The 21258-nt window shown below is 55.6% G+C and carries 17 protein-coding genes and 3 tRNA genes; 9 read left to right on the forward strand and 11 right to left on the reverse strand.

Annotated elements, in window-relative coordinates:
* Nucleotides 1-12 precede the first annotated feature (12 nt).
* Nucleotides 13-735 (reverse strand): GntR family transcriptional regulator, encoded by a 723-nt coding sequence (locus NIZ92_RS14250; RefSeq protein ID WP_026483247.1) that lies wholly within the window; start codon nucleotides 733-735, stop codon nucleotides 13-15.
* Nucleotides 736-871: 136 nt separating this feature from the next.
* Between NIZ92_RS14250 and NIZ92_RS14255 the strand changes: the two genes are divergently transcribed.
* From NIZ92_RS14255 to NIZ92_RS14265, 3 genes are all read left to right on the forward strand, one after another.
* The gene (locus tag NIZ92_RS14255) at nucleotides 872-1597 is read left to right on the forward strand and encodes an alpha/beta fold hydrolase (RefSeq protein ID WP_254002135.1); all 726 of its coding nucleotides are present in this window, start codon (nucleotides 872-874) and stop codon (nucleotides 1595-1597) included.
* The gene (locus NIZ92_RS14260; RefSeq protein ID WP_254002136.1) at nucleotides 1594-2841 is read left to right on the forward strand and encodes an iron-containing alcohol dehydrogenase; all 1248 of its coding nucleotides are present in this window, start codon (nucleotides 1594-1596) and stop codon (nucleotides 2839-2841) included. Before NIZ92_RS14255 ends, NIZ92_RS14260 begins: the two co-directional genes overlap by 4 nt.
* Before the next feature lie 154 nt (nucleotides 2842-2995).
* Nucleotides 2996-4357 carry an MFS transporter gene (locus NIZ92_RS14265; protein ID WP_254002137.1) on the forward strand — a complete coding sequence of 454 codons (1362 nt, stop codon included), beginning with the start codon at nucleotides 2996-2998 and terminating at the stop codon, nucleotides 4355-4357.
* A gap of 100 nt (nucleotides 4358-4457) precedes the next feature.
* On the opposite strand, the gene NIZ92_RS14270 is transcribed toward NIZ92_RS14265, so the two are convergent.
* Entirely contained in the window at nucleotides 4458-5747 is a 1290-nt protein-coding gene (locus tag NIZ92_RS14270) for a C4-dicarboxylate transporter DctA (protein ID WP_088450611.1), read from the reverse strand.
* A gap of 172 nt (nucleotides 5748-5919) precedes the next feature.
* Here NIZ92_RS14270 and NIZ92_RS14275 point away from each other — a divergent pair, with 172 nt between their 5' ends.
* Nucleotides 5920-6591 (forward strand): GntR family transcriptional regulator, encoded by a 672-nt coding sequence (locus NIZ92_RS14275; RefSeq protein WP_247966566.1) that lies wholly within the window; start codon nucleotides 5920-5922, stop codon nucleotides 6589-6591.
* On the opposite strand, the gene murB is transcribed toward NIZ92_RS14275, so the two are convergent.
* Entirely contained in the window at nucleotides 6588-7598 is a 1011-nt protein-coding gene (gene murB / locus NIZ92_RS14280; RefSeq protein WP_254002138.1) for a UDP-N-acetylmuramate dehydrogenase, read from the reverse strand. The genes NIZ92_RS14275 and murB overlap by 4 nt on opposite strands.
* A gap of 315 nt (nucleotides 7599-7913) precedes the next feature.
* Between murB and NIZ92_RS14285 the strand changes: the two genes are divergently transcribed.
* The 4 genes from NIZ92_RS14285 (at nucleotide 7914) to NIZ92_RS14300 (ending at nucleotide 10630) form a co-directional block, all read left to right on the forward strand.
* A tRNA-Gly gene (locus tag NIZ92_RS14285) sits at nucleotides 7914-7989 on the forward strand.
* A gap of 42 nt (nucleotides 7990-8031) precedes the next feature.
* Nucleotides 8032-8105: transfer RNA gene (locus NIZ92_RS14290), tRNA-Cys, on the forward strand.
* 37 nt (nucleotides 8106-8142) lie between these two features.
* Nucleotides 8143-8218: transfer RNA gene (locus NIZ92_RS14295), tRNA-Gly, on the forward strand.
* Between the two features lie 444 nt (nucleotides 8219-8662).
* On the forward strand, nucleotides 8663-10630 hold the full coding sequence (locus NIZ92_RS14300) for a triacylglycerol lipase (protein ID WP_254002139.1): 1968 nt from the start codon (nucleotides 8663-8665) through the stop codon (nucleotides 10628-10630).
* A gap of 51 nt (nucleotides 10631-10681) precedes the next feature.
* Here NIZ92_RS14300 and NIZ92_RS14305 read toward each other — a convergent pair whose 3' ends face one another.
* The 7 genes from NIZ92_RS14305 to NIZ92_RS14335 all read right to left on the reverse strand — a co-directional run bounded on the left by NIZ92_RS14305 (nucleotide 10682) and on the right by NIZ92_RS14335 (nucleotide 18199).
* Nucleotides 10682-12088: an efflux transporter outer membrane subunit gene (locus NIZ92_RS14305; RefSeq protein ID WP_254002140.1), complete on the reverse strand. Its 1407-nt coding sequence runs from the start codon at nucleotides 12086-12088 to the stop codon at nucleotides 10682-10684.
* Nucleotides 12085-13269, reverse strand: coding sequence for an HlyD family secretion protein (locus NIZ92_RS14310; protein ID WP_238441756.1), 1185 nt, complete (start codon nucleotides 13267-13269; stop codon nucleotides 12085-12087). The genes NIZ92_RS14305 and NIZ92_RS14310 overlap by 4 nt, the downstream gene beginning before the upstream one ends.
* A 15-nt stretch (nucleotides 13270-13284) precedes the next feature.
* Nucleotides 13285-14937, reverse strand: coding sequence for an MFS transporter (locus NIZ92_RS14315; protein WP_254002141.1), 1653 nt, complete (start codon nucleotides 14935-14937; stop codon nucleotides 13285-13287).
* On the reverse strand, nucleotides 14934-15533 hold the full coding sequence (locus NIZ92_RS14320; RefSeq protein WP_254002142.1) for a TetR/AcrR family transcriptional regulator: 600 nt from the start codon (nucleotides 15531-15533) through the stop codon (nucleotides 14934-14936). The genes NIZ92_RS14315 and NIZ92_RS14320 overlap by 4 nt, the downstream gene beginning before the upstream one ends.
* A 216-nt stretch (nucleotides 15534-15749) precedes the next feature.
* Entirely contained in the window at nucleotides 15750-16334 is a 585-nt protein-coding gene (locus NIZ92_RS14325) for a hypothetical protein (protein WP_254002143.1), read from the reverse strand.
* 120 nt (nucleotides 16335-16454) lie between these two features.
* Nucleotides 16455-17621 carry an MFS transporter gene (locus NIZ92_RS14330; protein WP_254002144.1) on the reverse strand — a complete coding sequence of 389 codons (1167 nt, stop codon included), beginning with the start codon at nucleotides 17619-17621 and terminating at the stop codon, nucleotides 16455-16457.
* A gap of 62 nt (nucleotides 17622-17683) precedes the next feature.
* Nucleotides 17684-18199 (reverse strand): MarR family winged helix-turn-helix transcriptional regulator, encoded by a 516-nt coding sequence (locus NIZ92_RS14335; RefSeq protein WP_254002145.1) that lies wholly within the window; start codon nucleotides 18197-18199, stop codon nucleotides 17684-17686.
* A 158-nt stretch (nucleotides 18200-18357) separates the two neighbouring features.
* On the opposite strand from NIZ92_RS14335, the gene NIZ92_RS14340 reads away from it, so the two are divergent.
* On the forward strand, nucleotides 18358-18882 hold the full coding sequence (locus tag NIZ92_RS14340; RefSeq protein ID WP_254002146.1) for a DinB family protein: 525 nt from the start codon (nucleotides 18358-18360) through the stop codon (nucleotides 18880-18882).
* A gap of 175 nt (nucleotides 18883-19057) precedes the next feature.
* Here NIZ92_RS14340 and NIZ92_RS14345 read toward each other — a convergent pair whose 3' ends face one another.
* Nucleotides 19058-21256: a TonB-dependent siderophore receptor gene (locus NIZ92_RS14345; RefSeq protein WP_254002147.1), complete on the reverse strand. Its 2199-nt coding sequence runs from the start codon at nucleotides 21254-21256 to the stop codon at nucleotides 19058-19060.
* Between the last annotated feature and the right edge of the window lie 2 nt (nucleotides 21257-21258).

Consider the following 21258-nt stretch of genomic DNA (forward strand, 5'->3'; position numbering starts at 1 on the left):
CCCTGCCTGTCCTTACAAGCTGGAAATCAGGGTCGTGCGGGCGAGTTCTTCGATGTAGTCCATCAAGAGATCCAGGCTTTGACCGGCCTGGTCCATATCGCCCCCGGCAATGGACATCGCCAAGTTGGCATGCAGTCTGCCCATCTCCGTTAAATCCGGATTTTGCTGATAGTGGCAAAACCAGAAACGACGGGATAGCCCATGTGTCAGACGCATCGCTGCCTCGGCAAACTCATTGCGAGCCGCCTCGATTTCCAGCTCATTCAACCGTCGATCTGCCCGGATAAAACTGACTTCATCGTTCTGGGTGGCTGCTTCCAGGAAAGCATCATGCAAGCTCTTGAATTGCTCGCGTTGATCGCGTGTCGCCCGTTTGGCCGCACTACGGCAGATCAGACGCTCGATCTCCCGTCGCGTCTCGATCAGGCGCAGTTGCTTGGGCATGTCCAGCTCTGGAATCAACAGCCCACGCTGCGGCAAGACCAGCATCAAATGTTCGCGTGCCAGACGTTGAATGGCCTCCCGAATCGGCGTGCGGCCAATCTCGAACATCTGGCTCAAGGTCAGCTCGGACACGATGCTGCCCGGCGGCAGCTTCAGGGTAATGATGGCTTCTTCCAAACGCTCATAAGCAATGTCTGTGAGCTTGGGCTTGGGTTCCGTCAAGGCCTTGATGTCCAGCACCTCATCTTGAGCCTGCCCTTTTCCCGCTACCTTCCGCTTGCTTGTAACCATGCTGACCCTGCCTTTAAAACGCAGCGTTTGCTGCTGACACCCAAACTCTGACGCCTGCTCTGGCCCTGCAAGTACAAGGCCGGAACTGGGCAACAGCCTCATATCTTAGTTGTATTTATCTACTCCAGGAAGCCACATGAGCATTGCCTGCGATTCAAAGCAAACCACCATCATTGCCGTGCATGGGATTCAGGGCACCCATCGCAGCTGGCTGCCAGTGGTCAACGCCAGCTCGAATTTGATGTCCTGGCACACCCCGGACTTGCGAGGCCGAGGCGATGCCTTTCGTGGCTCCAGCCAGGAAGATTACGGGCTGGACGGCTTTGTGCAGGATCTACGCGCCAGCATTCAAGCCTTGCCTGAACACACGCCCTATGTCCTGGCAGGCTGGAGCCTGGGTGTCTCGGTGGTGCTGCAAACCTGTCTGACTTTACTGGACAAACAGGCCCCACTGCCTCAAGCCCTGCTGTTGTTATCGGGCACAGCCAGCCTGAACCGGACTCAATGGTTCAAGGCCCAAGACACGACTGCCTTGCTGCAAGAAATTGCAGAACGGGAACAGCGCCTGGGCCTGCTGGAGGCCGCCGGTCATCAAGATGTGGCCTGGACCTGGCTGGCTAATCGGCACCACGACCTGTATGCGCAACTTCCCCGTATTTCCATCCCCTCTTTGATCATCCATGGCGAACAGGATCAGGACTGTCCCATTGAGCACGCCCACCGGTTGGCGCAGGCACTGCCACAAGCCACCTTGCACAGCCTGCCTGATGCGGGCCACAGCATCCTGGGCTCACACACTGAACTGATCGCCTCATTGATAGACCCCTTCTGCTCTCTACACACCGCAAGGACTGCCGTATGAACACACACGTTTTCTTTTGCCCACCACCCCGCACCCTGATGGGACGCGGCTGCCGCCATGAACTACCTGCCTTGATTGCCCACCTGGGCTGGCGTCGCGGCTTATTGATTACCGACCGTTTTTTCACCATTCAAACCACCTGGGTTCAGGACCACATCGCCGCCTGTAGAGAACAGGGAATTGAACTTGTGGTTTTTGATGGGGGCGAGCCAGATCCTTCCACTACCTTATGTGATCAGGCCACGCTGCAAGTACGTGCCCACCTGGCCGATCACCCTATCGATTTCGTATTAGCGTTGGGCGGCGGCAGCAATATAGATCTGGCTAAAGCCCTGTGTCTGACCGTCCCCACCGGGGAGCCCATACGCACCTACAGCGGGACCTGGCCCGCCCACACCAAGCCCTTGCCCTTGATCGCCCTGCCCACCACCTCCGGCACGGGATCAGAAGCAACACCGGGAGCCATTTTGGTCGACCCTGACAATGCCACCAAAATTGCCGTCATGGGCAATGCGCTGCGTCCCGCCATTGCGGTCATCGACCCGGAACTCAGCGATAGCTGCCCACCCCGAGTCACTGCCGACGCCGGTATTGATGCCCTGACCCACGCAATTGAATCCTTCGTGACTCAGGACGCCAGCTTGTTTGACCGTGGCGGTAGCCCCGACCCTGGCTATAGTGGCCGATCCAGCCTGACCATGATGTTCGCACGCGAGTCCATACGCCTGTGCGGCCAGTACATGCTGCGAACCTATCGCGACGGCACCGACACTGAAGCCCGTGATGGCATGGCCAGCGCCAGCTACTATGCCGCCCTGTCCTACGGCACGGCAGGTCTGAATGCGGTGCACGGCATTGCCTACGCACTGGCAGGTTTGACGCATCAATCTCACGGCACCACCAATGCCGTGCTGCTGCCCTACGTTCTGGACGAACTGCGTGAAACCCGCGCCTCGGAATTGCTGGAAGTCGCCCAACTACTGGGCATGCCAACCGGCAAGCCGGAAGATACCTTACTGGCCCTGCCTGCCTTTGTGCGGTCGCTGGTCGAACAACTGGACATCCCCTCGGACCTGAGCCAATGCGGCGTACAGGAGCATCAGCTGGAGCGCCTGTTGAGCGACGCACTGCAAGTGACTCGTCTTGCCAAAGCCTTCCCGGTTGCTGACTGCACCAGCGCCTATCAACGCATTATTCAACACGCTTTTGAGGGCTCTTTAGCCGGAGCACTGACCCACAATTAATTAGCCAGCTAAGTACATACCATTATTTAATCTTAAAATAGATACCACTAGTATTCATGTAATATATCAGTAGAAGAAAAAAGGCCTGCCATGGCCTGACGGCAGGTCACCTATACATAAACCCGCCACAAGAGCGGACCTACAGGAGACACCTATGACAGCCGTATCCCCCAATGTGGCCAATCGCCTGGAGCGATTGCCCATGACACGCTATCAACGCATGCTGTTCGGTATTATCGCGACCGCCTGGTTCTTTGACTCCATGGACCTGGGCATCATGACTTTTGTTTTAGGTTCCATCAAAGCAGAAATGGGGCTCAGCACCGCGCAGGCGGGGATGCTGGCCAGCTCCAGCTTTTTAGGCATGTTTTTGGGTGCTGCCATTGCGGGCATGCTGGCAGACAAGTACGGGCGCAAACCTGTCTTTCAATGGAGCATGATTTTTTGGGGTGTAGGAAGCCTGGCCTGTGGCCTGTCCCAAAACGTCGAGCAGTTGATGGCGTTCCGGGTGCTGCTGGGGTTTGGCATGGGAATGGAATTTCCCATCGGCCTGGCCATGGTTTCGGAGATCGTGCCCGCTAAAAGTCGCGGTCGGTACATCGCGATTCTGGAAGGCTTCTGGCCGCTGGGCTTTATCAGCGCCGGGATTCTGACCTACCTGAGCCTGGACTATATAGGCTGGCGCGGGATCTTCATTGCCCTGTCTATCCCCGCCCTGTTTGTGTTTGTGATCCGCCGTTGGGTTCCTGAGTCCCCCCGCTGGCTGGAAGAAGCAGGCCATAACGACCGCGCCGAACAAGTCACCACGGCCTTTGAACATAAAGTTATTCAGGCCAACGGCGGCCAGGCCCTGCCCTCTCCCCTGCCTCCCACCCCTTGCGAGAAGTTGAAACGTGGCGCGCTGTTTGCCCAACTTTGGCAAGGCCAATACGCCCGCCGCACCTTGATGCTGTGGATGCTGTGGTTCTTCTCCTTGCTGGGCTACTACGGTCTGACTACCTGGCTGGGCGCACTGCTACAACAAGCCGGGTATGAAGTCACCAAGTCCGTTACCTACACCATCTATATTTCCCTGGCCGGTATTCCAGGCTTCATCTTCTCGGCCTGGTTGCTGGAGAAATGGGGACGCAAGGCAACCATGATCTTGATGCTGTTCGGTAGCGCAGGCTGTGCCTTTATTTATGGCCACGTCGCCACCAGTCAGGCGCCTGTGGCTCAACTGATTGGCGCTGGTTTGTGCATGCAGTTCTTCATGTTTGGCATGTGGTCGGTTTTGTATGCCTACACCCCCGAGCTGTACCCCACACGGACACGCAGCACAGGCGCGGGCTTTGCCTCTTCCATTGGCCGACTGGGCTCCTTGTTCGGACCGCTGCTGGTGGGCTTTATCCTGCCCTGGACCGGTCATGCAGGCGTTTTCACCTTGGGGGCTATTTCCTTCTCCATTGCAGCGTTGGTGGTGATCGCTCTGGGCGTGGAAACCAAGGGGCGTTCGCTGGAAGAAGTTTCAGCTTAATGCTCTGATTTAATTGATGATTAGTAGACTTAAGGCTCAATAAAAAACCCGTTTCAGCCGATTTGGCTGACACGGGTTTTAAGCTCATGAACGGCTCGGCTTAATTGCCATTACTGTCCTGGCTCAGATCAACGTGAACACGCCCATCCAAAACAGCATGAGCCCGCTCTCGGTCCACGTCACCTTCCCAGGCGCCCACCACCACGGTTCCTACGCAATTACCAATCAAGTTGGTCAAGGCCCGCGCCATACCCATGAACCAGTCAACGGACAAAACCAGCACCAGACCAATGGCCGGAATAGCAGGAACCGCACTCAAGGTCGCTGCCAGAATCACAATGGCAGACCCCGGCACACCGTGCGCCCCTTTGGAGGTCAACATGGAAATGGCCAAAATGGTCATCAAATCGATAAAGGATAAGGGGGTATTGGTTGCCTGTGCAATAAACACGGCGGCCAAGGTCAGGTAGATCGAAAAACCATCCAGGTTAAAGGAATAACCTGTTGGCACCACCAAACCCACAGTGGATTGCTTGATACCCATACGCTCGAGCTTGCGCATCACTTGGGGCAAGACCGCATCAGACGACGCTGTGCCCAGCACAACCAGCAATTCCTCGCGCAGATACTTCAACAGCTTGATGATGCTAAAGCCGGTCATGCGCAAGATCAGCCCCAAGACGCCCAGCACAAAAATGGCGCACGTCACATAAAACAGTACAACCAGCAGGCCCAGCTTGCCCAAGGTGCCAAGCCCGTATTCGCCAACCGTAAAAGCGACGGCTCCCAGCACACCCAAGGGAGCCAAACGGACGATGAAACCAATAATTTTGAAGAACACATGGGACAGCGTCTCTACCGCCGATGCTACCGGACGACCCCGCTCACCCAGCAAGGCAACCGCCAAACCAAACAAAATTGCAATCAGCAGCACCTGCAAAATATCGCCTGACGCAAAGGCATCCACAAACGTCGTCGGAATAATCTTCATTAAAAACCCGACGGTATCTGTGCTTTGCTCCACTCGCGAGGTATATGCAGCCATGGCACTGGCGTCCAGAGTACTGGGGTCTACATTCATCCCATGCCCAGGCGTAAAGAAGTAGCCCAGCAAAATGCCCAAGGCCAAGGCAAAGGTGGTGACAACCTCAAAGTAAATCAAGGCCTTCACCCCAACACGCCCCACCTTCTTCAAATCGCTGCTGCCACAAATTCCGTGCACCACGACACAAAACACCAAGGGAGCCACGATCATTTTGATCAGCTTGATAAAACCATCACCAAAGGGTTTGAGCGAGGCGGCGAAATCCGGCCAGATCACACCCGCCAGGACTCCCAGTATCAAGGCCACAATGACCTGTCCAAACAAGGTTCTGTACAAAAAACGCATCGTTGTCTCCTGTTGTTTTGTAAGCGCTGCCGTGTCGCTACCAGCAATCCATCAATCTAAAATCTCATCTGACATGTCAGCATATATTCAATATGAAATACCGAATATAATTAAAATCGAATATGCACAAGCAGTCGTAAAAACCCCTACAAGTACAAACCGGAGACGCTAAATGAGTATTCCCTCCTCCTCTGATGACACTTTGCTGGCCACCCAGGCGTTTCAGGCATTTCGTCATTTATTGGCTACAGGGCAGGTACGCGCGGGGCAGATGGTGTCGATGGCGGAGCTGATGAAATTAAGCGACTTCCCTCTGGCCCCAGTGCGTGAAGCGGTCAAGCGCGCGGCGGCTGCCGGGCTGGTGTCCATCCTGCCCAAGCGGGGAGTGCTGGTTCTGGAGGCAACCACGGAAGCGCTGCGGGAATGCTTCCAGCTGCGCTGTGTCTTTGATCAGGAGGGGGCCAGGATACTGGCTGGCTGTGCCAAGCAGCCCGCATTGGAGAGCTTGCGGGACAAACACGAGAAGATTCTGGAGCAGGCACAAAGCGGCCTTGTTACCACCGCTTTGCAGATTCAGGCCATGGAAGTGGACTGGGCCTTGCATCGCTATCTGGCTCAAGCACTACAGAACCGCTCGGCCATGACGATCTACGAAGAGAACTGTGATCGCATCAATGTGCTGCAGCACTCGCGCCGCCCATTACCCGAGCGCATTGTGCCCGCCATGAAGGAGCATTTACAGATTCTGGATACGCTACAGGCAGGAAACCCCGAAGCGGCCATGCAAGCCGTGCGCCACCATCTGGCACAAACTCTGCGATGGTGGGGCGCGGTCGATGTTTAATTGACAATAACGGGCTCTTGTTCCAACTCCACGCCGAAGCGTTCCCGAACAGAACCCCGAATCGCCTGGGCCAGGCGTTCAATATCATGCGCAGTTCCGCCACCATGATTCACCAGCACCAAAGCCTGGCGATCGTGCACGCCCACGGCACCATCACGCTTGCCTTTCCAGCCACACTGGTCAATCAACCAGCCCGCCGCTAGTTTGCATTGGCCCTGTCCAACTTCATAAGAAACCAGATTGGGCCATTGCTGCTTCAAGGCATCACGCTGCTCGGTCTGCACAAGGGGATTCTTGAAGAAACTGCCCGCATTACCCAAGACACGAGGGTCAGGCAATTTTTGACGGCGAATCTGGCAAACCGCATCAAAAATACGTTGAGGGTCTGGCTCCCCCGCCAAATGAGCTTGCTTATTAAGATCGGGGTACTCCAGCACCGGCTTCCACTGACGCGGCAAGGCAAAGCGCACCGCCAGAATCAACCAGCTCCCGGCCGGGTCGTGCTTGAAGCGACTGTCTCTATAAGCAAAGCCACACTCGGCCGCAGACAGTTCCACCTCTTTGCCTTCCTTAAAACTCCAGGCCAGTACACTGTGCACCCGCTGCTCCAGCTCCAAGCCATAAGCACCAATATTTTGTACAGGCGCAGCACCTACCGTACCGGGAATCAAAGCCAGGTTCTCCAGACCGGGCCAGCCTTGATTCAAGCAATGCTGCACAAAATCATGCCAGCATTCACCCGCCTGCGCCTCCACAATATAGGCATCGTCCCGCTCTTGCAGTAAACAGATCCCTTTGCTTTCTACCTTGATCACCAGGGCATCAACGTGCTCGGCCAGCACCACATTGCTGCCACCGCCCAGCACAAAGATACGCTCCCCCTGCTCCACCAGCGCTTGCAAGGCAGGCAGCTGGGTAACATTGTCATACACCACCAGGTCGCGCGCGCGGCTGCCCAAACCCAAGGTATTAAAAGAGCTCAAATCCACATTACGCTGCCTGTCCACGGCCCTGTCCCACGATCAAAGAAAGCAGTAAGCATAGCTCGGACAGACAATTTTCCGGAAAAATTTACAGAATCTATTGACAAGCTTCTTTGCTGCAGTCTATAGTTACGTTCTTGCTTAGCGCAGCGTCGGTTTCGCAGCAAAAAGCAGTTTGAAGGCAGGCTAGTTCGTTAGGCAGTACTGATAAAAAGCTTAAGCAAAATATCAAAAACGCTTGACAAACAAAGATAGCCACTCTAAACTAGCTTTCTTTACTTAATAAGCAATAGCTAATAAGTAAAACGCTGAAAACAGATTCAATCTGCACAGCAAAATGCGGGAGTAGCTCAGTTGGTAGAGCGCAACCTTGCCAAGGTTGAGGTCGCGAGTTCGAGACTCGTCTCCCGCTCCAGATTCCTAAGGGAAGCCTAGGCTTCCCTTTTTAATCGACCACGGCGCAATGGCAGAGTGGTTATGCAGCGGATTGCAAATCCGTCTAGGTCGGTTCGATTCCGGCTTGCGCCTCCAGTAATTCTGGTCACAAGTCGGTAGTGCAGTAAAAAATGCGGGAGTAGCTCAGTTGGTAGAGCGCAACCTTGCCAAGGTTGAGGTCGCGAGTTCGAGACTCGTCTCCCGCTCCAAATTCAAAAAGCCCAAACTTCGGTTTGGGCTTTTTTCTTTTCTGCTGCAGGCAAGCGTTAGAGCAGCTAAAACACCATAAGAGCAAACCGATAGTTCCACCACGCTCTGATGTGGGTCCACCCTACACGCTTAAAGCTAGCCCCTCATCAAGAATTAGCACTCTACATTGCAGCGATGCCTGGAACGCTGCGCCTACGAACGCAGTGCCTCCATACAGACTGAATACACCAGCCACCTACCGCGCCCGCAGCAAAGAAAACCAAGCACGCTTTGCACAGCCCAGATCCGGCTGCTGCCAGTACCAGGCCTTTAGGTTAATATCGCATTTCGCACACGGATACATTCCGCAAATCTGCCGATTTGACGCCGCTGGACAGCTGCTTGAGTCCGTATCACGGCACCAAGCTCCTCTAAACCCGTCAACGAACCCACTGTAGAACGTGATGGCCTTGATTAATCCTGTACGGAACACGCTGCTTGACCTGGCACCGGTACAAGCCGTCGCGACCAGCTTGAAGCGGCTTGTATCTGGCAAGCATAGGAGCGGGCTACACAAGGCTGGGGCCATCACAGTTCTGGCCATACTGCTGAGCGGCTGCGCCGGCGTCAAAATCGCCACCGTCAGCACCGAGGATTACATTGCCCAACGCCGTGGCGACATTCTTACCACTAATAAACTCAGCGCCTCCGCACGCGATACGCTGACCAGTCTGGCTATCGCGCCCGAGCAATGTGCTAAAGATATTCCCCACTGCTCTTCCAGGCTGACAGAGCTGTGGAATCTGGACACCGAGCAGCGCATGGCCACCTTGGCCGAGATCTGGACGCAAGAGGCCTTGCGTTTGCAGGGGCGTCGCAATGCCCGGCCAGACTTCTCGACCGAGCTGTTCGATGCCTATCTGCAAAGCGCCCGCTATGCCTACGCCTATCTGTTCTTCACGGATCGCAGGCCTGGAGACCGGGCATTTGAAGACCGCCAGACCCAGGTGCGTGACTACTACAACTACGCGGTGCAGCAAGCGACCATGCTGCTGTTTGCCAAGTATCACGACACCAGCTACGCCTTCCAGAAAACTATCGAGATTGGTCGGTGGCGTATTCGTGGTGATCTGTCCCAGGTACGCGATGCCACCGCCCCTCAGCCCCATGAGTTGATTCCGGCCTCCCAATTAACATTCCGCGGGGTGCGCAGCATTTATCGGCGCGACGGTTTTGGAGCCGAGATGGTGGTCGTGAACGAGTCAAAGGATGTCACGCCGAACAGCTTTCAAAGCACCTACAGCGAACCGCCTTTCCAGGCTGTCACGGGGATTATTACTTTCCCCGGCGAAACCCTGTCCCAGGTTCTGCAAACTCGCGACGCTACCATTATTGGCTACGATCCGTACCAGCAAACCAGCGTCAAGCTGAAAGACGTGCAAGTACCCTTGGCGGCCAATTACACCTCTGCCTACGGTCTATGGCTGGCACGCTCGGACTTCTCGACCCAGGCATTGCGCACCGTTCTGGGACGGGAGGGGGGTATTGAAGCCCCGCATGTGTTTTTGCTACAGCCCTATGACCCGAATCGCCGCGTCATCATCATGCTACACGGCCTGGCCAGCAGCCCGGAAGCGTGGATTAACGTCGCCAATGAGGTGCTGGGCGATGAAGAATTACGGGATCGCTATCAGATCTGGCAGGTCTACTATCCGACCAACCTGCCCCTGCCCTACAACAATGCCGAAATTCGCAAAGCTCTGACGGAAACCTTCCGGCATTTTGATCCGGACAGGAAAGCCGTTGCCTCGAACAATATCGTGGTGATCGGCCATAGCATGGGCGGTGTGCTGGGACGTTTGCTGGTGTCCTCGTCCGACAATCTGCTGGAAGACGCAGCCCGCGACCGTTATCAAATGGATGATGTCAGCATCGCCAAAATGAATCAGGAGTTTGGCAATGTGGTGCACTTCTCTCCCCTGCCCGGTGTGACGACAGCGATCTTTATTGCTGCGCCTCACAAGGGCACACCGTTTGCGGGAAATCGTATTTCACGCTTGGCGGCAGCACTGATTACCTTACCGGTTACGGTGGTGACTCAACTCAACAAACTTAGCCAGGTGGCGGTTGGCAATACGCCCGCCAAAGACGAGATGCTGATCCTGCCCAATGGCGTGGAAAGCCTGCGCGACAGCGATCCATTCATGCAGATCACCTCCAAAATGCCGATCTCCACACAAGTGCGTTATCACAGCATTATCGCCAACGACACGCCCAAAAAAGACCTGCTGTATTCGGACGACGGGCTGGTGCCTTATCAAAGCTCTCATCTGCCCGGCGCGACGTCGGAGCTGGTGATTCCGTTCTCCCACAGCGTGCAGGAGACGCCCGAGGCGATTCTGGAAATTCGGCGGATTTTGCGGGAGCAGTAGCAGCAAAACACATGCTCCACCTGACAGGGCCCCTCTACCGACTCTTTCAAGTTACTCCCGCTTCATCGCCTTTTCATAATCCCAGCCGCCACCCAGCGCCTTGTACAGATCCACCATATTCTGCAACTGGTTTTCCCGCACGGCGATGACCTGGTTTTCTGCCTCGTACAGATTCCGCTGCGCATCTAGTTGTTCCAGATAAGACGCATAGCCAGCCTCATAGCGATTGCGGGCGTGTTCCAAAGAGCGCTTCAAGACGTCCCGACGCGCGGTCACGTGGCTTAACTCTTCCGCAAAACGACGCTGGCCCGCCAAGGCGTTTTCCACTTCGGAAAAGGCCGTCAAAACAACGCCGCGGTACGCAAAGGCCGCCTCATCGCGCTGGGCTGTTGCAGAATCAAACTGCGCCTGCAAACGACCACGGTCAAAAATTGGTGCCAGAATGCTGCCACCCAAACTCCAGATCTTGGTCGGGTCATAACTCAAGGCGCTGACGTACAAAGCCCCTGCCCGTGCCGACAAGGAAACCTGCGGCAAAAAGGCAGCCCGGCTGGCTGCCATGGACGCGTCCTTGGAAGCCAAACCGAGCTCTGCTCGCGCAATATCAGGACGGCGGCGTAGCAGCTCGGACGGCAAGCCAGAGCCCGGTGCAGGCAGCTCTAAAGCCGACAAGGTGGAACTGGCGTTCTGTTCATAAGCCGCAGGCAACTCCCCGGACAAGAGGCGCAAAGCATTGTGATGACGGCTAATCGCCAATTCCAGCTGTGGAATATGCTGCGCTACCGCTTCCAGCTCGGACTGGGCCTGGGTCAACTCCAGCTGGGAGATATAGCCCGCATCAAACTTTTCCTGCGCCAGGCGCAAGGCTTCTGTCCGGGAGGTAGAGGTGGCCTTGGCCTGCTGCAACTGTGCATCCAGACCCAGCAAGGCAATATAGGTACGTGCTGTCTCGGAGGCGACGCTCAAGGCAATGGCAGCATAATCCGCCTGCGTAGCAGACAGTTTGAGTTCAGCCGCTTTCGCCTGCGAACTCAAGCGCCCCCATAGATCCAGCTCCCAATTCAATTGCACGGCAGGCTGTACCGCACGGCTGATTGCCATACCGCCAGGCCCCAGGGCCCGCTCTGCATGCGCGCCTGTGTCAAAGGACAAGGAAGGGCCCAAGGACGAATCCGCCAGCTGCACGGCCGCCCTTGCCTGTTCGATGCGGGTAGCGGCACTCAAGATATCGTTATTACGTGCCAAGGCAGCTTCTACAAGTGCACTCAAGCCAGGATCGTTAAAGGCTTTCCACCAGGCCGAATCAACGACTGTGCCTTCAGAGGATGCTCCTATCCACCCGGATGGCACGGTTACCTGCGCCTGCTCGGGTGCGACCCGGTAAGCAGGCATACAGCCGGACAACAGCGCCGCAGCACTTAACAAGGCCATGCCATACGTTCTTGCAGACAGGATCATTGTTCATGCTCCTGTTTTGTTTGATCAGGCTTATCGGAAATATCCACCTTGGCAATCACGGACATGCCGGGTCGCAAACGCTCCATACCGGGCTGATCCGCATCGATAGCAATGCGTACCGGCAAGCGCTGAACAACCTTGGTGAAGTTGCCACTGGCATTATCCGCGCGCAGCACAGAAAACTCGGAGCCCGTGGCCGGGGCAATACGCTCTACATGACCTTGAAACTCTGTGCCATCCAGACCATCAACGGTGAATCGGGCCAACTGCCCCACATGAATACCCGCCGTCTGCGTTTCCTTGAAGTTCGCCACTACCCAACGGGTATCCGGCACCAGAAACAGCAGTTGCGAACCTGCCGTCACATACTGCCCCTGACGCACAGACGCTTCGCTGATCTGACCGGCTGCGGGCGCGGTCACCACGGTGTTATCCATATCGATGCGAGCCAAACCCAAGGCGGCTTCAGCGGATTTCACCTTGGCCTGCAAGGTCGCCCGAGCCACCTCGGTGGACTTGATGGTTTCTTCGGCAATCGCAATGTTTGCCTTGGCTTGCAGCATATTGCCGCGCCCCAGCTCGGCAGTCGCTACAGCCTGATCTCGCTCTCGCACCGAGATCGAACCTTTGTTTGCCAATTCCCTGGCACGATTACGATCCGCCTCGGAGCGACGGGCTTCAGCCTGAGCCGACACCAAGGCCGCCTTGCGAGCATCCAGGCTGGCGCGGTTCTGTGCTTGGGCTTGATCCAGATTCGCCAACTCAGCCAAAGCCGCATCCAGTTGAGCCTGCGCCTGATGCAGTTTTTCTTTATAAATGCGCTCATCAATGCGCACCAAAGGCTGGCCCGCCTGGACTCGCTCAAAGTCCTGCACCAGTACCTCGGACACATAACCGCTTACCTGCGGTGCCAGCACCGTCATCTGCCCACGTACATAGGCGTTGTCGGTAGTGACGCGAGTGGTGTTGAACGGCCCCAGGTTCCAAGCCCACAAGATCAACAGCAAACCTCCCAACAATACAAAGGCCATCGCAATGACACTGCGTTTGCTGGGTTTGATGATCTTGGGCGGCAGAGAAGGTTCAGTATTCGGACCCAGCTTGCCATCGTTATCCGAGTCTGTCGGCGCGGCAAGCTCACTATTGCGATCCTGATTTTCAGATGAAGTGTCTTGACTCATAAATACGGACCAGGTTTAAGAATTCGAAGAAGTGCCAGCAGCGGCTTGCGCTCGTCTGGACTGAATAGCGGGGCCAGCGGCCAGCAACACGGGCCACAGCAAAAAGCCCGTCGCCAGAATGCCAATCAACAGAAAAACATCGTTGTACGCCCTGACACTGGCCTCGCGGCGGGCAATCTGTGCCAACTGAGCCGTGCCCGTCGCCGCCCTCAACATCGGATCGGTCACCGTTGGCCCTACAGCCTGTTGCTGCTGTTTCAGACGATTGGCCACCAAAGGCTCAGCCACATTCACATGGCTGACAATTGCCGCGTAATGATGCTGCTGTCTCTGCTGCTGAAACGTGCTCAACGTGGCAGTGCCCATCAATCCGCCCAAGGTCTGGGTAACATTGAGCAGCACAATAAAAGTCACGATATGGTCGGGGCCATACTTGAAGGCTTGTTTGAAGCCAATCATCACCAAGGGCCCCATGAACATGCCCGCGCCAATGGACAGCACAAACTGGCTATAGAAAAAATCCTGCGGGCGGTCCAGACTGGTACGCCCAAAATCCATGAAGCTGGACACGCCAATCAGCAAAATCGCGGCAAACACCTGTACCAGAATCGTCTTGGGCCCAAAGGTGACGGCGCTGAGCACAATGCCGCACACAATGCCCACAAACACCACCCAGAACAAAGGCTGCATCTGCTCCGAGCCCATGCCCAAACTGCGCAGCATATTGACCATGCCGTAGTTCTGCTCGGTCGTGATGAAGCGCAAAATCATGGCCCCGACGGCAAAGTAAATGGTGGAACCCTGCGCCAACCACCGCACTTTCAGCAAAGGATTGACGCGGTGATATTCCAGAAACGAACAGACGGTGAACAGGAACAAGGACGCCATCGCCATCCAGGCCAGGCTTGTGTCGTTGAACCACCAGCGGATATAGCCTTGCGTCAAGAATGCGATCAGCAAACCGGCAGCCGGAGCAAACAAGGCAAAAGCCAGGAAGTCCAGTTTTTCAAACGCCTTGATCTGATAGCCGGGGGGCAACTTCAACAGCACTACTGCCGCAAAGGAGCACAAGGCCATGCCCGCCTCAAAGCTATACAGGCCGTGCCAATTCCCCAGCTCTATCAAGGACGGCGACAGCACCCAGGCCAAGGGCGTCGCCATTTGCGTGATACTCACTCCCAGCACCAAAGCCTTACCTAGCAGGCGTCTGGGGAAAGCTTGCAGCATGTACAAGACGCCCAGGGTGCTGGCCGCCGCACCAGAAAACCCGCTGGCACCACGCAGAAAAATCAGCGATTCAGCACTATTAATGGATAAATGAAGCAAAGCCAGAACGGCATACAAACCCAGGCCTATCTCGGCAAACAGGCGCATGCCATATTGCTGCCTGAACTTGAACACCAGCAGATTGGCGGTGATATTGACCATGGCATAGGCTGCGGGCAACCAGGCTGCCTCGGAGGGCGTCAACCCCAGCTCCCCTTGCAGCGTCGGCAAATTCACCGACACCAGGGCATTACCCAAACCACCTGTCAAACCAACCAGAATCGCAACCAGACCATAAGCCATACGGATATGCGATTCATGATGAGGTGCCGATGGCGAGCCCGGCATAAAGGGCTTTTCATGCTCTTCCCAATGTGGATGCGGCTTGATGTACTGACTCATTCAGGCTCCCAATCGGGAGCATTACGGTCCACCTGCAACAACACGCCTTCACACAAGAACTTCAGCGAGCGTTTTACGAACAGCAGCCTTTCCTTGTCCGTGCGCCCCCGCAAGCTGGCGGCCAGCATACCAATCAACAAGGGAATATCGGTGGGCTGCAAGGCCGGGTTGCACTGCCCAGCAGCCTGCCCCATTGCCAAGGGTTCGCGCGCCAGCTCAACCAAACGTGCGCGCACCCCCACAATAGTGGGGTGATTGGGGTCAATCGCCTTCCAGTAATCCGACATGGGAGCCGACTCCAGCGCGAACCCTGCCAGCACCTGCATCAAGACCTTGAAGTCCTGGGCATTGCCTTTGCGCTTGCTTAAGAAGCGCTCTTCAATCCGGTCTGCTGCCCGTATCAGCAACGCCTCCATCAAGGCAGCCCGATCAGGGAAATTACGATAGAGCGTCGCCCGTCCTACCCCTGCCTGCGACACAACCTGATCCAAAGGGGCCGTGACACCACACTTGCTAAAGACCGTGTTAGCCGCATCCAGCAACAGTTCCCGGCGTTCCAAGGCATCAGAACGATTAGGTAAATTCCGGTTTTTCATTCCGAAATTATACGGACAGTTTTGTCCGCTTAAAAAGGCATCAAGCTAAAAAAGCTGTAAGAAACGATATTCCATATATGAAATAAAAGCTGAGGAAGGCTTGAATCCAACACGCGCAGTCTTGGCCTGAACGGCTAAAACTGCGCTTGCACAAAGGCTTTCCAAACCGGAACCGGGGCCTTGTCAACGTAGCGTCAAATACTCCCTGGAAGCAGCTTAAACACCTTTGGTGCCCTTAGCAAAATCCGTCTTTTGCTGCTTCAGCCAACCATCATGCAGCCACTTCTCTGTCTTGCGATGGCCAGGGAAAGTAACCCAGGTAATGTCGCGCTCGAACACCATGGGCTGCTCATCCGGCCCAACAATGACCCAGAACCACAGGCGATCCTCCAGGTTGCGCGCCTTCACTTTCATACCGGTCAAGGCCACTGTTTCGGTACGACCATTCCGCTCTACACGGATAGGCTCATCATGGGTATCGACCCAATGAATCTCCATTTCTGGCAACAGGTCAGGGGCATGCTCCTTCAAGAAAGCACGAGCGATCGCCTCACTACGTTCAGCGCTGGGCAAGGGCCGATCCACCAGGTCCAAAGAGATATGCGCAAAGCCCTTCAGCCGCCCGGACTCAGACACTACAGAGCTGAAGTGCTCACCTTCCAAACCTGAATTTCGACCATCTTCACGCTCATAACGAGTCAATACAACGGCTTCACCATCCACGCTGACAGCCCGCTGGGCCACTTGAACGTAAGCCTCAGGAACAAAGGCGGCAGCCGGATTGTTGATTGTGGTACTCATGACATTCTCCGTAGTAGAAAGACTGTTCTGTGTCTGCACAGGAAAAGCCCAGGCAGCTTGCAACGTCGCAACAGCAAGCACAGCAGAAAGGGGAAGACGAACTCGCATCGTTGTGAACTCCTAGTTGGAAAAAACGGCGTAGATCGCGCAGATGGCCAATACACCGGCAAGCAGCAAATAGGTGCTGGCCAAAGTCATATCCGCAGTCTGTTGAGCCAGCCATGGCCCCAGACTTGCGCCAATAAACAGCACAAAGGTGTAGAGCGACACGGCCAATCCCCGCACCGAGATATCGCTGACTGCTGCCACTCGGGCAATCAGGCTAGGAACGCTGATGCCCAGCCCAGCCACAAACAGGAAACTGGCACCCAGCAAAGCCATCAGATGCTCTTCCCCAGCCCATGCACTCAAGCCCAAGCCAGCAGCGGCACACGCTAATCCAGAGCATAAGGTTCGCTGAGGCCCTAGCTTCGGCATCACGACAGCCACCAGCAGGGGCATCAAAAAAGCAGGCGCCACCACAGCCCGTGTCATCAAAGGAGACATTCCCAACTGCGCAAATTGCATCCCGAGCTTGCTATCCAAAGTCATGTAGAAAGCAACGAAACACATCAGCAGGAAGAATGCAGGCAGGTAAACACGACGCAGTCGTGCATCAGCCAACAAGCCACCTATGGCTTTGTAATTGCTGAAAAATCCGCTTAAGCCTTGGCCCGCCTGCATATCAGCGGGTTTCTTCCACAGGCACCAGGCCGTCAAGGCGAATACAAGACACAGCGGCCCAAAGGCAGCCGCCAGCCCCCAAGGTCCAGCAACCAGTCCGCCATAAATCTGCCCCAGCAAACCAGCGGAAAGAAATGCCGTACTCATCCAGGCCACACTCCACACCCTTTGACGTGGGCTACCCCGCTCTGCCAGATAGGCAATCGCTACGGGAGGGAAAGAAGAAGCCGCCAAGCCCTGCAACACACGGCCGACCATTAGGGACCAGGAGGTACTTGCTACGGCCAGCACCACCGTCGCGCTCACCAGGGCCAGCAGGCCTGCGACCATGACATTGCGACGCCCCACTCGATCGGACAGGGGACCAAAGATCAGAAACCCGGCTGCGTAGGCAAACCCAAAACTGCTCACCATGCCCGTCGCATCAATGCCATGGCTTTGCTTCAAGACTCCAAGAATGGGCAAAGGCAGGTAAAGCAGCGAAACAACCGCTAAAGCGCAGACAACCATCAAGGCACGCAAACCTGTCCCGACAGCTTGCGGATCACTAGCAGATACTTTCACGATAAATGTTCCTAGCTGTTATACAGCAAGCTACATATTTATTTAAAAAAAACGGCCGACAATCAGCCGCTGCTTGTCTTGGGCAAGATGCCTTGTTGATTGAGCTTGAGCATCAAGCGCACAAGCACATCGCGTTCTTGCGCGTCGAAATGACTCATCAGCTCAGCAACCCACACATAGTGAGCCGGCAAGGCTTTACCCAAAACCTGGGCCCCATGCTCTGTCAGGCGAACCAACCAGGCACGACGATCCTGAGGGTGCTGCTCCCGATCACATAAACCGGCAACTTCCATGCGATCAATAATGCGAGTCATCGTCTGCGACGTAACCGACACCCCATCTGCCAGCGTGCCTATGCTCAAGCCATCCGGATTGCGTTTGAGCAGAATCAGCACAAAAAACTGTGTCTGCGACAAACCGGAAGTGCGATCAAGATTGGCCTCAAAAGCCGACAACATTTCACTGGTAGCCGAAGCCCAGATAAGCCAAGCCTGCAACCCATCCACATCCGGGTTGCGATACTCGACGCCCATCTTTACCAGAGTGTCGTAGCTAGGAAGGTCTTTGAGTTCAAACATCACGCTGCCACATAATTATCATGGCTGAAATGTAGCTGACTACTTATATTTGGGTCAAGTGAATTAATGAGGCACAAGTCTGAAGAAGCAGATCCGTCTTGATCCATACTTCCTTTTAATCAAATAATCCTTGTACTGAACCTTGGCCTGGAAAAAACATGACACCCCAAACCGCCATCCGCATGGCTTCATATAACAGCCAAATGAACCGCCGTCTTTACGATGCGGCGGCCAGTCTTTCAGCGCAGGACTTGTATCAGGAACGCGGGGCTTTCTTCGGTTCGCTGTTCAAGACCATGATGCACATTGCGGTGGGGGACACCGTCTGGCTGCACCGCTTTGCCGAGCATCCTGATGCTCACGCCTTGCGCGAGCAAATCGGCGTATTTGCCAAGCCACGTGCACTGGACCAGCAGTTGTTCGACACCTTGGCGGAACTGGATCAGTACCGTCACAAGCTGGACCGGATCATTATTGATTGGGCCGCCACGCTGACACCGGAGCAACTGGGCCAAACGCTACGCTACAGCAATATGGCGGGCCAGAGTATGGAGAAGGATTTTGCGCTTTTAGTGACGCACTTTTTTAATCACCAGACTCACCATCGCGGTCAGGCCAGCACCTTGTTGTATCAGGCAGGTGTCGATATTGGGGTGACTGATTTATTGGCTTTGGTGTCCTGAGTTTGTAGCCCGCAGGCCTCAAAGCAGACCGATAGCGTTGTTCTTGTAGCTCAAGGGCTACAAGATCTCGGTGTCCGAGATACAGCAAGCAACCTATCCGCTTCCAATAAAAAAGCCTGCTTGGCGATGGCAAGCAGGCTTTTGCATCAGGCTCTACTGCCTGCACCTTTCTCTCTTAATACTGCGCCCGCAAGGACAGCATCACGTTCTGGGGCGCCCCATACCAGCCCTGGTTATAAAACCCGATCTGCGAGTAGTACTTCTTGTCGAACAGGTTATTCACGTTCAGCGTGGCGGACATGCGCTTGTTGAAGTCATAGCGCGCCATTAGATTGACGATGGCATAGCTGCCCTGCTCTACCTTGACCACTTTACGGCCCGGTGCGGTCGCATCCTGGTACATGCGGTTTTGCCAGTCGATGCCGCCACCCACGGTCAGCCCTTGCCAATCGCCCTGCAAGCGATAGGTGGTGTAGAGCTTGAACAAAGTACGTGGCTTGCTGGTATTGATGGGTTTACCTTGTGCATCCTTGGCTGTGAAGGTCGTCAAGCTACTGGCCAGATTCCAGCCAGGCATCAACTCCCCGCCCAGCTCCAGCTCGATACCTTCTACCTTGGCTCCCGACACGGGGCGATAAGCGGGGGTATTGGGCGGCGCGCCGATCACGTTATTGCCAGTGGCTTCGGCCAGATTGTCCTGGCGGGTCTGGAACAAGGATACCGCCCCATTCAAGCGGCCATCCAGCCAAGCGGCCTTCAAGCCCAGTTCGTAGCTTTTACCCGTGATGGGAGCCAGAAGATCACCCTGTTCGTTGCGGGCGTTCTGCGGTTTGAAGATTTCCGTATAGCTGGCGTAAGCCGTGTAGGTGTCGTCAAAGTCATAGATCAGGCCGGCATAAGGGATGAACTCATTGCGGTTGCGATACTGGCGTTTGGCACCAAAGTAGGTCTGGTCCGTCTCCCAGTTACTCAAGCGTCCACCTACCATCAAGCGCAGATTATCCATCAAGGAAAAACGCCCTACGGCATAGGCACCAGACTGTCTGTTGCTCATGTCATCCGCCTGGGAGGGCTCGCCTGACCACACGGGCTCGGGCACGCGACCCGGCTGATAGAAACTGCCCGCATCCGGCAAAGGTGCCAGGGCGCGATACTGCGGGAAGGAGACGCGGTCCTGGGACATCATCCAGCCCACAGAGAACTCATGCTCTTTACCGAACAACTCGAAGGGGCCCGACAAAGAGGCATTGAATGCCTTGCGACGCACATCCCCCTTGTAATAGGAATAGGAGTTAGCGGTACCCAAGCCGGTTTCCCGATCCGGGTAGCCGCCCCGGAAAATCTGTTTCATGGATGCATCGGTGTGCGACTGGTTATAAGTCAGGCGTAGCTTCAAGTCATTGGCAAACTGATGGCTCAAATCCAGAAAGCCCGTGGTGGTGTCATTCTCGATACGCGACCAGTCCGTATTGTTGGAAACAGAGCGCTTGAAGTCTGTACGCGAACCATCGCTATAGAACAGCGGAAAACCACTGCCAAAGCCATTGTTCGAGCTGGACTGATAGGCCACTCCACCGGTCAATTCCATGCCGGGCATCAGGTCAGCCGTAATCACGCCATACAAGGTGCGCGTCTTGGTGTCCTGCAAACTGGTGTAGCTGTTGGCCTTGCCATAAGCACCCACAATACGCCCGCGAATACGGCCATCTTCGGTAATGGGTGTGGAAACATCGGCATAGCCACGGGCAAAGTCCCAACTGCCTACGTCCACGCCCCCCGATGCTGCAAAATCACGCAAGGGACGCTTGCGTACATAGTTGACCGAGGCCGAGGGGCTGCCCGCCCCCGTCATCAAACCTGTCGCACCGCGTACCACTTCAACCCGGTCGAATACCACCAGGTCCAGATTGCTTTCACCGAAGGCCCAAGGCGAGAGCACAGGCTGGGTCCAGCCATCAAACTGATAGTTATCGATACCAAAACCACGCGAAGAAAAGGAATAACGGTTGGTATCGCTGCGCGTCACGGAAATACCCGGGGCGCTTTGCAGGGCATCGGCCGTTGTCTGCATACCGCGATCTTCCATCATCTGGCGGGTCACCACGCTGACCGACTGCGGTGTTTCACGAATGGACAGTGACAAACCCGTGGCTGTGCTCATTGCCTTGGTGGTGTAGGACTGGCTGGTTTCGGTCACCCCCAGATCTCGATTGCCTTTAACCGTAATTGTGGACAGCTCTACGGGGGATTGATCAGGAGCCTTGTCCTGTGCCCAGGCTGGGCTGCCCGCGGCCGCCAGCAGCATGGCGGAGCGAGTAAGAGGTGTCAGCAAACGCACTCGCAGGCGAGCAGAGCTGGAAGAAACGGCAAACATGA

It is taken from the genome of Alcaligenes sp. 1735tsa3 (genome assembly GCF_024134565.1).
In the GTDB taxonomy this organism is placed as follows: domain Bacteria; phylum Pseudomonadota; class Gammaproteobacteria; order Burkholderiales; family Burkholderiaceae_B; genus Alcaligenes; species Alcaligenes phenolicus.